This is a genomic window from Desulforhopalus sp. IMCC35007 (assembly GCF_005116575.1).
Classification (GTDB): domain Bacteria; phylum Desulfobacterota; class Desulfobulbia; order Desulfobulbales; family Desulfocapsaceae; genus Desulforhopalus_A.
Genome location: NZ_SWCN01000004.1, coordinates 123,090 through 138,520 on the forward strand (window position 1 = coordinate 123,090; position 15,431 = coordinate 138,520).

Annotated in this window: 9 protein-coding genes; 8 read left to right on the plus strand and 1 reads right to left on the minus strand. The window is 46.3% G+C overall.

Annotated features, from left to right (window positions below):
- Positions 1–113 precede the first annotated feature (113 nt).
- The 8 genes from lysS (at position 114) to FCL48_RS05610 (ending at position 13,075) form a co-directional block, all read left to right on the plus strand.
- Positions 114–1,619: a lysine--tRNA ligase gene (gene lysS, locus FCL48_RS05575; protein WP_136871269.1), complete on the plus strand. Its 1,506-nt coding sequence runs from the start codon at positions 114–116 to the stop codon at positions 1,617–1,619.
- A 281-nt stretch (positions 1,620–1,900) separates the two neighbouring features.
- Positions 1,901–3,127, plus strand: a complete 1,227-nt coding sequence (locus tag FCL48_RS05580; RefSeq protein ID WP_136871270.1) for a lipoprotein-releasing ABC transporter permease subunit — start codon at positions 1,901–1,903, stop codon at positions 3,125–3,127.
- Positions 3,127–3,804: an ABC transporter ATP-binding protein gene (locus tag FCL48_RS05585; protein WP_136871271.1), complete on the plus strand. Its 678-nt coding sequence runs from the start codon at positions 3,127–3,129 to the stop codon at positions 3,802–3,804. The genes FCL48_RS05580 and FCL48_RS05585 overlap by 1 nt, the downstream gene beginning before the upstream one ends.
- A 213-nt stretch (positions 3,805–4,017) precedes the next feature.
- Entirely contained in the window at positions 4,018–6,252 is a 2,235-nt protein-coding gene (locus tag FCL48_RS05590; RefSeq protein WP_256374275.1) for a CHASE2 domain-containing protein, read from the plus strand.
- Positions 6,253–6,497: 245 nt separating this feature from the next.
- Positions 6,498–8,021, plus strand: a complete 1,524-nt coding sequence (locus FCL48_RS05595; protein ID WP_136871273.1) for a bifunctional UDP-sugar hydrolase/5'-nucleotidase — start codon at positions 6,498–6,500, stop codon at positions 8,019–8,021.
- A gap of 7 nt (positions 8,022–8,028) precedes the next feature.
- Positions 8,029–11,487, plus strand: coding sequence for a hybrid sensor histidine kinase/response regulator (locus tag FCL48_RS05600; RefSeq protein ID WP_136871274.1), 3,459 nt, complete (start codon positions 8,029–8,031; stop codon positions 11,485–11,487).
- Entirely contained in the window at positions 11,477–12,445 is a 969-nt protein-coding gene (locus FCL48_RS05605) for a response regulator (protein ID WP_169309099.1), read from the plus strand. Before FCL48_RS05600 ends, FCL48_RS05605 begins: the two co-directional genes overlap by 11 nt.
- 15 nt (positions 12,446–12,460) lie before the next feature.
- Positions 12,461–13,075: an NTP transferase domain-containing protein gene (locus tag FCL48_RS05610; RefSeq protein ID WP_136871276.1), complete on the plus strand. Its 615-nt coding sequence runs from the start codon at positions 12,461–12,463 to the stop codon at positions 13,073–13,075.
- Here the strand turns inward: FCL48_RS05610 and FCL48_RS05615 are convergent.
- Entirely contained in the window at positions 13,069–15,090 is a 2,022-nt protein-coding gene (locus tag FCL48_RS05615) for an AsmA family protein (protein WP_136871277.1), read from the minus strand. The two genes, FCL48_RS05610 and FCL48_RS05615, sit on opposite strands and share 7 nt — an antisense overlap.
- Between the last annotated feature and the right edge of the window lie 341 nt (positions 15,091–15,431).

Genomic DNA, 15,431 nt, shown 5'->3' on the forward strand with positions numbered 1-15,431 from the left:
TTGACAGAAAGACCATTTCCCAGTACTCCCTATGAGATTGTTTGAATGACGACAGGCGGCATTACTGCCGCTTTTTTTATAGTATTACATATTTTTAAAAAGAGCATCTGACCATGACTGAAGAAAACCAAACCCTCGCACAGCGAAGAGAAAAAGCGGAATCCCTTGCAGACCTCGGTGTCAACCTTTACAGCAATGGCTTTAAACCGGCCAACGCGATAAAAGCACTCATCCCTAAAGGCGAGGGCCTTGAGCCGCAGCAAAAAGAAGAAGGTGAACCGCTTTATTCCGTGGCTGGCAGGATCATGGCGATGCGAAAGTTTGGTAAAGCCGCTTTCTGCACCGTGACAGATAAAACAGGTCAAATTCAGATCTATATCAAAAAAGACATCCTGGGAGATGCCCTGTTTGAACAGTTTATGAAATGGGATATCGGCGATATCGTTGGAGTTGAGGGCTCACTCTTTAAAACCAAGGTCGGCGAACTCTCCATCCAGGCCAGATCCATTGTGATGGTCTCCAAATCCCTGCGGCCTCTGCCTGATAAATGGCATGGACTCAGCGACGTTGAAACGCGATACCGCCAGAGATATGTTGATCTCATCGTAAGCCCAAAAACCCGTGTAACTTTTCAAAAAAGGGTAGAGATCATCCGCCTGGTCAGGGAATATCTGAACAACCAGGGGTTCATGGAGGTTGAAACCCCCATGATGCAACCTATTCCAGGAGGCGCAACGGCAAAACCGTTCCAGACTTTTCACAATGCGCTGAATATGGAACTCTATCTGAGGATCGCCCCGGAACTCTACCTCAAGCGGCTGCTGGTTGGTGGTTTTGAAAGGGTCTTTGAGATCAATCGAAACTTCCGCAATGAAGGCTTATCCACGAGGCACAATCCCGAGTTCACCATGCTGGAGTTTTACCAGGCCTATGCCACCTATGAAGATCTTATCCAACTTACCGAAGACATGATCTCCTCTATCTGCCAGAAAGTGAATGGTTCCATGCAGATCACCTACCAGGGAACCGAGGTGGATCTTTCTCCTCCATGGACAACCCTTACCATGGACGAAGCTCTGATTCAGGTCGGCGGCGTTGAGGCAAGTGTCCTTGATAACCCAGAAAAGATCTTTGCTCTGGCCAAAGAAAAAGGCATAAAGCTTGATGATCAGGCAGGACCTGGAAAGGCGAAGACAGAACTTTTTGAGCTTCTTGTTGAGGAAAAACTGATCAACCCAACCTTCATTACCGCCTATCCCACAGAGGTGTCTCCACTTGCCAGACGTAATGAAAAAAATCCTGAAGTAACCGATCGCTTTGAACTTTTTATTACCGGACGAGAATTGGCGAACGCCTTCAGTGAGCTCAATGACCCCATCGACCAGTTACACCGCTTTGAAAAGCAGATTGCAGACCGTGGAGACGACGACGAAATCCATCCTGAACTCGACCGTGACTATGTCCGCGCCCTGGAATATGGTATGCCATCCGCTGCTGGTGAGGGGATCGGCATCGACCGTCTGGTGATGCTGCTCACCGACGCCCCATCTATTCGAGATGTGATTCTCTTCCCTCACCTCAAGCCGGAAGTACGGCGGCAGCACATTGATGAGGAATAAAAAATCATTTATCACCTAAAAATTGCATTCTCGGTTTTGTATTTTTAAAACAATAGCCCGTTTTCAAAATGATACACCAGCTACTAACGATATTGAGGTTCGCAAAAGTGTGAAAAACGTAAAACTCAAAACAAGCGAACCCTACGGGAGCACCTTATGGCCAGATCTGCTTGTGTTACAAGACATTTGCAGAAAAAAACCTCGGTTGCATGTCCTGTGCCTCGCAGATCTACCCGCAAAGCACTTGCAATATTTAGGTATCACTATTTAAAGAGTTGATAATGTTCGAATGGTTTATTGGCATGAGATATCTCAGAGCCAAGCATAAACACGGATTCATTTCCCTGATTTCGCTGATCTCAGTCGCCGGTATTACTGTGGGGGTTATCGCTCTTATAGTAGTATTGGCCGTTTACTCTGGTTTTACCACAGGTCTGCGCGACCAGATTCTCGGAGTGAATTCCCATATCATCGTCCAAAAATTTGGTGGTACCATCAGCAATTATCAGCTGCAGCGAGACCGGATACTCACCGTCAAAAATGTCACCGGTGCCACCCCATATCTCTACGCCCAGACCCTGCTCAGCAGTGCCAGCGGTGGCAGTGGCGTTGTCCTGAGGGGTATCGATCCTGAGACGGCCAAAAACGTTGTCGGTCTGTCCCAACAGATGACTTCTGGCACCATTCAGGACCTCAACCAAGATGCCTCAAACCGGGTGCCTAATATTATTTTAGGTAAAAACCTTGCCTCTGAACTCCGAGTCAGAAACGGAGACAAGCTTCGGCTTATCTCCCCTTCCGGGCCTCTGACACCCATGGGCGTTATCCCTAAAATTACCACCTGCCAGGTTTCTGGAATCTTTGAAACAGGAATGTTTGAATACGATTCCACTCTGGCCTACATGGCCATCGCCAATGTTCAGGACTTTTTAGGCCTCGATGACGTTGCCCATGGCCTTGAGGTTAAAGTCAAAGATAAATACCTTGACAGGGCAGATGAAGTTGCAGCGGAAATCACCGAAAAACTTGGCCCTGGCTACATAGCCAAGGACTGGATGATGATGAACCGCAACCTCTTTGCTGCCTTTAAGCTTGAAAAAATCGGGATGTTCATTGCCATGGCTCTCATCATCCTGGTGGCAGCACTCAATATAATCAGTGCTCTTGTAATGATTGTCATGGAAAAGACAAAAGATATTGCAATTCTCAAGTCCATGGGTGCCACCTCTGCCTCAATTATGAAAATATTCTTTCTCCAGGGACTGGTTATCGCAACTGCCGGAACAAGCCTTGGGGTTACCGGCGGACTTGGCCTCTGCGAACTGCTCTCCCGCTACCAGTTTATCGAGCTGCCATCAAATGTCTATCCCATGACAACCCTGCCCATTAAGGTACTGCCCATGGACGTCACAATTATTGCCGTCAGTTCCATTGTTATCACACTCCTGGCGACCCTGTATCCGTCGTGGAAGGCTTCCACCGTTCAGCCTGCGGAGGTCCTCTCCTGATGGCTCTTTTTCAAGCTAAAGATATCACCAGAAAATACCACACGGGCAGCGAAACCTTAACGGTACTCAGTGGCGTCAACCTCAGCGTGGAACCCGCCGAGATGACGGCCATTGTCGGTGCCTCAGGTTCGGGCAAAACGACTCTTCTACAGATACTAGGCACGCTCGATCTCCCAAGCAGCGGTGAAATCTATTTCAATAATTCACCGCTTCTGCAAAAAAGCTCAAAGGAGCTTGCCGCGTTTCGAAACAGATCGATAGGTTTTATCTTCCAGTTTCACCATCTGCTCCCCGATTTTTCGGCCATTGAGAATGTCATGATGCCAGCCCTTATTGCAGGCAAGAAAAAAAATGAAATTGAAAACAAGGCAAAGATGCTTTTGAAGCAGGTTGAACTCGGCCACCGTTTTGAACATAAAGTCGCTGAACTCTCGGGTGGGGAACAGCAACGTGCAGCCCTTGCCAGAGCCTTAATTATGGAGCCGGCCTTGCTTCTTGCCGACGAACCGACAGGAAATCTTGATGCACGTTCTGGCGATATCGTTTTCACCCTTCTGAAAAATCTGTGCCGCCAGCACAAACTTTCAACCATTATGGTGACCCATAACACGAAACTGGCTCAGCAGATGGATCATCGCATGATTCTCCAAGATGGTTTCCTCCTGCCAAAAGAGTAGCAATCACCAAAATACACCAAAGACCCAGCTTTTTTTTGCCTGGGTTGAAGAGTTCTGCTACCATTAAAACCCATCAGAGGATTATAATGGTTACCAAGAACCCATAGAAAAGATAGGACTTTCATGGATTGAGAGCTAAAAGCCATGTCTCAAAAGTTCATGCGCTCCGGTAGACTCAACAGTGTTTTTTTACCCTTTGCACCTGCGGCTATAATGATATCTCAGAGCCTTCAAAGTATCCTTCGCCCTTCGGCCTTTAAGGCAGGACTCCTCACCTGCATCAGCTGTTGCCTGATATATTTTTGCATAAACCACAACAAACCGGAATTTATAAGCTCTCTGGATAACAAGCTAACAGATTTCATGTTCTATCTGCGTGGAGCTGAGCCCAGCTCGGGCTCCGTTGTTATCGTGGATATCGATGAAAAAAGTCTCAGTGAATACGGCCAGTGGCCCTGGCCACGTAATCTGCTGGCAGAACTCGCAGAAAAGGTTCTCTCGGCAAAACCGGCCGTTGTCGGATTTGATCTGATCTTTGCTGAAAAAGACCGTTGCACTCCCCTGGCAATTCTTGGCCAGCATCAAGACATCTTCAGCCAGCCGGGTTCAGGGCTGTCGAGTGACCTGAACGCTATACTTTCCTCCATCACTGATTACGACAAGAGCCTGGGAGATATTCTGGACAACAGTAAAAGTGTTCAGGGCTACAGTCTGCTTTTCAGAGAAGATTTTCTAAAAAATGAGGCCTCTGAGCCTTATGTTGCTCATCCTGTTGAGCCTTTCACTGGCTGGGATTTTGAGAATATTCAGTTTATTGCAGCGTACCGGCCGATACTGAACATTGCTGAACTGCGTAGAGGTGGAAGTGAAGGTTTTCTCAACCTCTTCCACGATGAAAACAGCAAGGTCAGAAAGGCCCCGCTCTTTGTACTGCTGAATAAAACACCCTACCCGTCGCTGGCAATGGAAATGTTCATGACGGCAAAAACAATCAGATCTCCAAAACTTGTTCCTGGGCCTCAGCAATCCAGGCGTTTTCTGCCCTTACAAGGTTTTGTCATAAACGACACCTTCTACAGAACGGATGATTATGGCCGTTTGGAGATTAATTTCAGGGGGCCATCGAACACCTTTCTCTACCTTTCAGCGAGCAATATCTTAAATGGCACAGAAACTGCCTATCTTTCCGGGAAATACGTTCTCGTAGGTATCACCGCGTCCGGCATGATTGATCAGGTCAGAACCCCGTTTTCCTCCCAAATGCCAGGTGTTGAAATACACGCAAACATCCTCGATAATCTTATTCGAAACGACGGGCTCATATCTGATAAAACTCTGGAGAATCAGCTAACCTACACAATTATTCTCATTGCAGGACTGGCCCTCAGCGGTTCGCTGGTCTTTCTTCATCCTTTTATCGGCCTGTCAATCAGCGGTTTACTCTTTTTACTTATTGCTGCCGGCAACTATTTTCTCTTGTTTTTGGAAAATAATCTTGTTGGCTTTTCTTTTATTTATCTCGCCCTGACTGCCGTCTTTCTTGTTGTCACTCTCTGTAATTATTTTTTTGAAGGAAGAAAGAGGCTCTTTATCAAAAGGGCGTTCTCCCATTATGTGTCTCCTGCCGTTGTCGGGGAACTGTTAAAGAACCCGGAAAAACTGAACCTGCTCGTCGACAACAGGGAGGTAACTGTACTTTTCTGTGATATCAGGAATTTTACGACTCTTGCCGAAAACACCTCCCCTGCTGAACTGAGCCTTTTTCTGAACAGCTATTTTTCTCTTCTAACAGACATAATAATCAAGCACAACGGCATGGTTGACAAGTTCATCGGTGACGCAATCATGGCTGTGTGGGGTACCCCGCTGCAAGACCCCGAGCATGCGTCCAAGGCTGTTCACGCCGCCCTTGAAATGGCCGCAGCAGTTGCAGCCCATCGTGATACACTGCAACTGTCTGGGCAACCGGTCCGCATTGGGATCGGCATCAACAGCGGTCTGGTGAGTGCAGGCAACTTTGGCTGCAGCCGGCGTTTTGACTACACGGTACTCGGAGACAATGTTAACCTGGCTTCGCGGATGGAGGGTCTTACTAGATACTATCCGGTAACGATTCTAATTACCCAGCAAACCCGTGCACTGCTGAAACGCTCAATTACCTGTCGATATATCGATGCCGTCCGGGTTAAAGGACGAGTCAAAACGGTAGAGTTGTATGAGCCACTCGAAAAAGAGAAAAGCACGCTGCTTGGTACCCAGGAATATTCCCAATATCTGGAAGCCCTGGAATATTACCGAACCCGGGATTTTCAAAAAGCTGCTCTGTATTTTGACAATCTTTTCAAAACCCATGGAGACCCTCTCTACCATATGTATAGACAGAGGTGCCTTTCTTTTATAACCAGCCCGCCAACCCTTCTCTGGTCTGGGGTGTATCAACACAGCTGAACAGAAAAGACCGGCCGCGGCTTTTCTCGGCAACACCTACGACATCTCAGCCATCAGCTCACAAGACCTGGCAAAATATTTAGGCGTTATCCTCTCCCATGCCAATATAAAGAAACTCATCGAAAGAAATCGAGACAGCTGGGATTTCTTGTCATTATTTTTCCTTAACTTTTAGGTTTCTTTACGATAAGCTTTTCATAACGTACCAATAGATACAGTTCATTTTGCCCATTGAAAGATCTGCCGTGATATTGAATAACAAAATAGCAGCCCTTCCCCTCTTGATTGTCATAGGATTGTTCATCCTCTGTGGCTCCACACCACAAGTGTATGCAATAGCGATTGAAGAGCAGGTTACAATTGTCTTCACCTCAGGAATGGCAGAAATTCTACTCGACCGTGGCCAGGGAGGACTCGGTCAACTCCAGACTCTCCTTCAATCGCTACGAACACATAAAAAAAATGTCATTTTTCTCCATGGTGGAAACGCCTTATCACCGGGTATTTTGTCGATGAACGACCGGGGCGCCCACATGATTACCATCCTCAATGATCTCAATCCCGCGGCGATGGCCTTGTCAAAAAGTGAATTTGCCCATCAGGAAGATAATTTGTCACTGCGTACCTTTGAGGCAGGGTTTCCCCTTATCAACTGTAACATTTACGATCCCTTGACCCAAGGAACCATAGAGGGCATTTACCCCCACCATCTTCTACAGGTCGGCAACATGAAGATTGGTGTGCTTGCCGTTGTTGACCCGGAAGTCGTCTCTGACTATCTCACTCAGCGAATCCTCGCAAAAAATATCAACACCGCAGTTACAAGAAACACAAAGATCCTCAGGGATAAAGGTGCTGATATCGTCATTCTTATAGCCGATCTCAACATGGATAATTTCAACGCGAACTTTTCCAACCCTCCAGTGGATATTGTGCTCCTGGATAATTTGGCCGGGACACCGGACTTTACCCAACAGGGAAATAGTCTTTTTGAGCTCAAAGGCCACGAAGGTCATGCCGCTGTCATTGATCTTGATATTGTCAAAAATGATTCTCAAACCCGTTGGACAGCCACCGCTAAATTTGTGGCACTCAACGATTATCCTATCGATCCTGAGATTGAGAAAAAGATCACAATGTATCTCGGGCAAATCGGCGATATTCTCCATGAAAAGATCGGCACAACCTGGACGCCTCTTGACACCAGCCGCAAGGCAGTACGTTCGGGGGAAAATGCCTTTGCCAATTTTACCGCAGATACACTGAGAGAATATTATCAAGCTGATATTGCCCTCATCAATGGAGGATCTTTTCGAGCAAATAAGTTTTACCCCGCTGGTTCAACGCTGACCTCCGGCGATCTGCTGAAGGAACTCCCTTTTCACAACCAGGCGGTAAAGCTCAAAGTTTCAGGAAAGATGCTGAAATTGATTCTTGAAAACGGGCTCAGCAGAATAAATGAACAAAAGGGGAGATTTCCTCACATTTCAGGAATCGAAGTTACCTACATCCCGAATAATCCGCCCATGCAGAGGGTGAGATCAATACACATAAAGGGTAAGCCTGTTGAGCCAGAAACATTCTACACCCTTGTAACCCTGGACTTCCTTGCCAACGGAGGGGACGGCTATGAGGTCCTCATAAACGCAAAACGGATTGTTACAGTAGGGAAAACTCGGTTGTTGTGGGAATACGTCAAAAACCAAATCGTTAAAGAAGAGACAATTTCTCCGATAATTGACGGTCGTATGCAGGCGCTGCACCCATGATACTGTGATGAACTCTTTTGGAACCGATAAGAAATCGCAGTCCCCGTCGTCTGCCTATCCCATGCGTTCCATCCGTGTAACCACAGGCAGTGGCATCTTGATCACAGGGGTGTTATTTACGGCAATTTCGATCATTGCCCTCCTGGGCTTTTACAGTTACCAGAAAATGTTGCAGGATTTCTCTGCACGAACCCTGCCCATGACAACCCAGGAGGCGCAAATCTCCATTTTGATGAGTCAACTGCTACAACAGATACATCAACTCCAAAGTGCAGATTCCCCGCAAAAAAGACGCATTGCGACAGTTGAGGTCAACTCACAACTCTCCCGTATCACTACATTTATAGGCAGTGATTCTACCTCTACACTGAACCAAGACAATAATAACTTGGATTTCTTAAAAAAATCGATCAGTACCCTCAACACCTTGGTGCTGGAAAGGATATTAACACAAAAGGACCTGAGCCTTGCCAGAGCAGGGCTTATCGTACAAACCAGGTTGATCTACCAGTCCATTGTTACACTACTGACATCAACTCCTTTTTCTTCAGAAAGTGAAACCATTAAAGCCTTCGGAGAACAGGCACTTCGACTGATCAATGACAGCCAGAACAAAGAACCACAGACAAGTCTTTTTCAGCTCAATGAAAAATCGAGGACTCTTGCCGCCCAGCTTAAAAACTTAGATGATAGTATTCCTTTGCTGCCCTTTTATGCACAGGACACCGCAATGCATCTCGTACTTTCCCTTAAAGAGGCACTGGTAGGAGAAAATGGTTTTCTGTCCTATGAAAAACAATATCTTGCAATAACAAACGACTGTTCAAGCCAGGCTATGCTTATTCAAAATTTCCTTGAAAATAAGGGCGACACAAGCATGACCCATTTTTTTGACCTCACGACTTCTGTCGCCAGGAATTCGAGTATTTTGTCCGAAAAGGTGAACAGGCAGATTAAAATTCTAACCTTGCTCTTTGTCTTTTCCCTGCTCCTGTCCATTGCCTACTTTATCTATTTCCAGCGCTTTCTTTTGAAGAGATTGACTAATCTGAACAAAACTGTGCTGGCGATGGTTGCTGGAGAAAACCTGCAAATCCAGGAGCGGGGGCGCGATGAGATCACAGAAATTGCAAATTCGATAAACTACTTTTCCAATGAACTCCACGAAGCAAAAAGTGCCGCCGAAAAATCCGCAGTGCAAAAATCGGAGTTCCTGGCCCACATGAGCCATGAAATACGGACACCTCTCAACGCAATCCTCGGTTTTTCAGACCTGGCCTTAAAAACAAACAGTCCCACAGAACATCTTGATTATCTCAGTAAAATCAACAATGCCTCCCACTCATTACTTGGAATAATAAACTCCACCCTTGATCTTTCAAAGATGGAAGCGGGAAAGTTTACCATTGATAACGTCGAATTCGACCTCAGAAACGTTTTTGAGGAACTTGCCTCTATCATCAGCCTCAAGTGTGAAGAATCCGGCCTCCATTTTTATTACAACATCGAACCCGACACTCCCTGCAAGCTTATAGGTGATCCACTGCGACTCAATCAGGTCCTCACCAACCTGATAACCAACGCCTTCAAGTTTACGGAAGAAGGCAATATCACCTTGCAGGTCTCTGCTAAAAACAGACTGTCAAACTGGAAAAATAAAACAACCCTGCTCTTTTCTGTCCAGGATACCGGGAAAGGCATCTCCGAGGAACATGCCCAGCTTCTCTTTCAACCCTTTACCCAGGCAGATAATTCGATCACCAGAAAATTCGGAGGCACGGGACTGGGGCTCGCCATCTGTAAAAATCTTGTGGGGATGATGGGGGGGGACATCTGGCTTAAGAGTAATGAGACAAAAGGTACTACCTTTTCCTTCACCAGCACCTTTGAACTCATTGACAACACAAGCTTTTATCTGGCGCCTGACGAAGTAAAAAATCTGTCAGCCATAGTGATGTCACGTCTTCCTCAATCCGCGACGGAACTCTCCCTTCAGCTCGGAAACTTTGGCTGTACAATTTTTCAAACCCTTTCCGTCGATGAGATTCTTGCTCAAATTGAGCAAAATACCCAAAAGAATGTTGATATCTCCCATGAGATAATTTTTATCGATTGTGAAGACCTCTCTTTTGACTGGCAGGAAGCGGTAAAAGCAATAAAAATCTCCATGGCAAAAGAGAACTCCTCCCCGCTTGTCCTGACCGGACCTCAAAGGCTGGCTGCACATTTTCACGCACAAAACCTCCAGAAATCAGACTATTTTCTCATAACGCCGATTACCCCGGCCAGGCTCCTCGATGCCATCACCACAGTCCTCGACATAGACAACCCTTACTGTCTGCAAAAACAATCACTCATACCTCGATTACCACAAAAAAACAGCACCATCCATGGTGGAGCCACGATTCTTTTGGTTGAAGATAATGACATCAACAGTCAGATTGCCGTAGCCTATCTCAAATCAAGAAATCTGGCGGTCATTGTCGCCCATAATGGCGCTGAGGCCCTCGAGATACTCCTTGGCAGCAGCGGTCGTCAGATAAATGCTATCCTCATGGATATACAGATGCCCGTAATGGATGGTTACACTGCGACCAAAGCAATCAGAGAACTTGACTCTCCCATGGCAGGCATCCCCATCATTGCCGTTACGGCCCATGCCATGCCCGAAGAGCGGGATAAATGTCTGGCCCATGGCATGAATGCCTACATCACAAAACCCATCAACACAAACGACCTTTTCAAAATTCTGGGCGAACTTGTCGGTGAGCAGATTGCCAACCAGCTCAAACAGAACCAGACATCAATGCAGTCGAGCATTCCCGATAATCTACTGGCAAAAAATGCCAGTCTTAATATGAAAACAGGTCTTGCTCAGGTGATGAATGACCCCGGCCTCTATATGGATCTCCTCATTTCCTTTGTGAAAAAATACAGAGGGTGGCCAGCTGACATTAAAATTGCCTTTGATGGTCGGGACCTGGAAAAATGCCGTCATCTCGTACATACTCTCAAAGGGGTGAGTGGTAATCTCGGCATGGAAAAACTGTTTTCACTCAGCGTTCGACTTGAACTGGGCATCAGAGGCAACGAAATATCCTCTGTTCAGCAACTGCTCTCTGAGATTGAAGAGGAGACCACTATTGTCTGCGATTTTCTTAGGGACTGGCTGGACAAAAACCGCCATAATCAATGGCAGCCCAAGGAATCCCCACAAAAAACTGGTCATTACCACTACAATATTGAAGATCTGACCGAGGCGTTATCAAGCTCTTTAAAAAATAATAGTTCAAAAGCGCTTAAACAGATACAGTTACTCAGGTCTCAGTTAGGAGACGAAGATTCCTATGTGTTCAATAAGATCGAACAACATGCAAAAGATCTGGATTTTGGCATGGCACGGGACCTGTTATCTCAATGGCAATATCAATATGTCACAAGGGGTTTTTCTACTCATGCAAAATGAAAGCAGTAACAAAATACTTATCATTGACGACTCCATTGAACATATAAAAATCCTTATAGCCTTACTTGAGGACCTCTATGATGTATATTTTGCCAAAAGTGGCCAGGAAGGGCTTGAAATTCTGCCCTCCATAAGACCTGATATCATCCTTCTCGATATTATGATGCCGGAAATGGACGGGTTTGAAGTGTGCCGGCGCATAACTTCTGAGGAACTCTGGAAAGAGATACCGATAATTTTTATCTCAGCCCAAGGGGCGGACGAAGATGAAACCAAAGGCCTTGAACTTGGAGCGATAGATTATATCACCAAACCCTTTAGCCCGGCGATTGTGCGGGCAAGAATTAAAAATCACCTCCAGTTGCGCACCGCAATGCTGGAGCTAAAACGCCTCTACAGTTTAGCCCTGGACGCCAACCCGATAACCGGTCTTCCAGGCAATAACTCCATTACCCAGCACATAGAAAGCAAGGTGCTTTCAGGAGAGGATGTGTGCGTTATCTACACAGATATCGATAATTTTAAGGCCTACAATGATAAGTATGGTTTCACCAGAGGGGACGATGTCATACACTTCACCTCGGAAATGATCAGAGACACGGTACTCAACTCCCCCTGCCCCGACGCATTTATCGGTCATGTGGGTGGAGATGATTTTATTCTAGTTATTCCTTCAGAATACGGGTACGACATCCCCCAGGAGATCATCAGACAATTTGACAAAAATATCCTCCAGTTTTACAACCGGCAGGATACCGATCTGCGCTATATTGAATCGAAAAACAGGCAGGGAAAGCCTCAGATTTTCCCTATAATGAGTCTATCCATAGCCGGAATTGACCTACGAAATAAAAACTACACCACCTGCCTTGAAGTCAATGACGCCTGTGCGGAGATGAAAAAACGGGCAAAAGAAACCCCCGGAAGCACCATCTGCTTTGACAGACGCAGGTTTTAAAATAGAATAGAGATCATGCAGCCTCAACAACGCCTTACAGCAATAATCCTTGCGGCGGGTTCATCCTCTCGCATGTCCCGCATGGGAAAGCCCAAACAACTCCTGATGCTGAATGGGCTCTGCATGCTGGATCATGCCATACAGGCAGCGATTGAGGCTGGGATAGCTAAGCCCATTGTCGTTCTTGGTGCACATGCCAAAGAGATAGAGAGATGCAGCACCCTGCTCAACCACTGCACCATCATCTATAACCATGAACATCACCTGGGACAGTCGACCTCACTTCAAAGTGGGGTGAGGGCTGCCTACCCCCAGTCTACTGCCTATCTGTTTCTTCTTGCAGATCAGCCCCTCGTTAACAGCACACTGCTGACACTGCTGATCCAGACATTCACACAAACCAAGGCGGACATAGTCTATCCGGAGTATGATGGGCAAAGAGGAAATCCCGTGATCATATCGGCAAGCCTCAGAGAAAGACTTCTTACCACCAGTGGAGACACTGGTGCACGATTTCTTTTTTCGGACGACAGTCTCAAAATAATCAGCGTCCCTGTGCCAACAAAGGCGGTGATCACAGACATTGACACTCCGGAGGAATATCAGAAGGTATTACGGAAAAACTATTGAGAAAAATCTGCCTTATCCAGCTCCTGCAATGGATGGATTTTCACTCGCCCTTTGCCAACGTCAAAGGCCTTTTTTACCTTGTCCCTGGTGATTGCCTCAGGCTTGAGACCAAACCTTTGCGCAACGATGGCTGGATCAATCAGTGGTGTACCGCTAATATTTTCAATATCTTCCTCCACAGGAAGGGGCATCTTCTCATCTACCAGGGCCTGGGCATCCCGTAAATCGATGATTTTGGTCTCATGCACCCCTGTAAAGCCATCCACGGCAAGACCTGCCCCGTCATAACTCCCCGAGAGTGAGAGTACATCGTTCTCGCCGTCCGTATTATCTCCTGAAAGTGGTGAGACTGTAAACGAAGAAGCTTCAAAGTCTACAATAGCCTGGAGATCCCTCGTATTACCTGGCAGAACTAGGGTAAGTGGTTTGAAGCGGAGAAACCCTGATTCCGAGATAAAATCAGTTGAGAGCCTAGTAAAGTAGGTCTTGCCGCTATTTTCCTCGGAGCTTGTCGCCAGCAGATCAATTCCGGTAACCGTTCCGTTATCTATCTCTATTATACCATTTCCAGCATAGGCTTTTTCAAGCCCCTCACCAACAGTCCCGGTTCGTCGCAGGGCGATATTGCCCTTCATTTGGCCGGTCAGAAAAGGAGTTCCTATCAATCCTTGAGAAAGAAGCTCAGATGAAATATCTTGCAGTTCAAGGTTACATTGAAGTGAAACAGGCTGTTGAGTCACACCGACACTTGCATCAAAAACCCCACTGCCACCATAAAGAGCAAAACTGCCGTCCATCACCTGCCAGGCACCCTTCTCGGCATGAATATCCATCGCGATACCATGAAATGGAAGATTCGCCAAGGTAAGTACCTCGCCTTTCACCCTGGCATCAAAAGGTAAGGTTTGAAGAGATTGTAAAACGGAACCTGGTGTCTCACTCTCCACAGGCTCCCTCACCTGAGATTTCCCAGCGAAGTAGTGATCAAGGTTCAGCCTATCAAAAGTCATTTCGATCATATTTGACACCTCACCTACACTATCGTGGTTCAGTGTATAGGTAAATGAGGTATTACCAACAGATCCCGAACCCGAATCCACAGTAAACTTTTGCCTGTTTCCATTGAAATGGCCGGCAAAGGTAAGAAATTCCTCCCCTCCGTTATCAGAAACGGCATTGATCGAAGATGGCTGGCCCGTAATACTGTAAAACTCAGCAAGAGAGAATGGAGGAATATTAATATTGAGATCACATTGCGTCTTTGCCAAGGGATAGGAACAATCCCCGGTGACCATCGCCATCATGCGGTCGTTGAGATTGAGACGAAGATCCATAAAAAGAGAACTGAGTTGTGAACTGACCGGCCCAATTGTCCCAGCCCCCCGAATCAGATGTCCATCTGATGTTCCCTTGAAATCAACCGTAGCCTTCCCCACCGAAGAAACATTATTGAGCAAAACCATCATATCATCAAGCTGATGCTCTTTCTGGTGGGCCTTGTCATCCCAACGCAGGGAACCACCCGTAACAGCAAACAGTTCAATGGCCACATCTCTTGAGAATAACCAGTTCAGAAAAGACCACCGACTGGGATTCGATCCACCGGCCTTCTTTTCAGGGAACAGTTCCCAGTTGTTTTTGCCATTTTCGTCGCTGAGCAGATGGAAATTGAGACCACTTACCACAAAGCGGGAAACCTCCACCTTGTTGGCCAGCAGTGGCAGGAGTTTTACCCGGGCCTCAAAAGAATCAATTTTTACAAAATCATCGGCATCCATATCTTCGGGATTTCCAAGGCGTAAATCGGAAAAGGTTACACTCAGCCAAGGAAAAAACGTCAAGCCGAAATCAGAGCCCACCTGAAACTGGCGTCCCGTTGTCTGACTTACCTGTTTTTCGATCTGCGGCAGAAATTTCTGCACATTTATCAAAACGGGCAATAACATCAGAGTGATACAGAATAGAAAAACTGCAGTCACCACGGGTATAACGCCATACTTAAAGAATCTTTTCATTGGAGAACCTTCCTCAATTCATCAAAGCTCAACGATACAGCCAACCTAAAGATATGCCTGTAGAGGTCAAAACAGTTACACTAACCTATTATTACAAGAGAAAATCTTTTTTATAGCTAACACAAAAAGACTGTCCGCGTCCAGCAGCAATCTTCTATGGCGCGTTTTTTTAAAGGTGGATCTTAGGTCAATTCATGATGTTACGAGGATTCCAACAGCAAGAAAGGTCGGGCATTTCGAGTTACAACAGGCCAAAGAAAATTACAAAACTGTAATCAAGATTATCTTTTAGTAATTCATCCCTCCGATGCAGAATCACTGCTCGGGAAACAATCAGCATA

Excerpts from the sequence above, each read along its gene's own strand:
- lysS (WP_136871269.1), top strand. The coding sequence starts at position 114 with ATGACTGAAGAAAACCAAACCCTCGCACAGCGAAGAGAAAAAGCGGAA.
- FCL48_RS05580 (WP_136871270.1), top strand. The coding sequence starts at position 1,901 with ATGTTCGAATGGTTTATTGGCATGAGATATCTCAGAGCCAAGCATAAA.
- FCL48_RS05585 (WP_136871271.1), top strand. The coding sequence starts at position 3,127 with ATGGCTCTTTTTCAAGCTAAAGATATCACCAGAAAATACCACACGGGC.
- FCL48_RS05590 (WP_256374275.1), top strand. The coding sequence starts at position 4,018 with ATGATATCTCAGAGCCTTCAAAGTATCCTTCGCCCTTCGGCCTTTAAG.
- FCL48_RS05600 (WP_136871274.1), top strand. The coding sequence starts at position 8,029 with ATGAACTCTTTTGGAACCGATAAGAAATCGCAGTCCCCGTCGTCTGCC.
- FCL48_RS05605 (WP_169309099.1), top strand. The coding sequence starts at position 11,477 with ATGCAAAATGAAAGCAGTAACAAAATACTTATCATTGACGACTCCATT.
- FCL48_RS05610 (WP_136871276.1), top strand. The coding sequence starts at position 12,461 with ATGCAGCCTCAACAACGCCTTACAGCAATAATCCTTGCGGCGGGTTCA.
- FCL48_RS05615 (WP_136871277.1), bottom strand. The coding sequence starts at position 15,090 with ATGAAAAGATTCTTTAAGTATGGCGTTATACCCGTGGTGACTGCAGTT.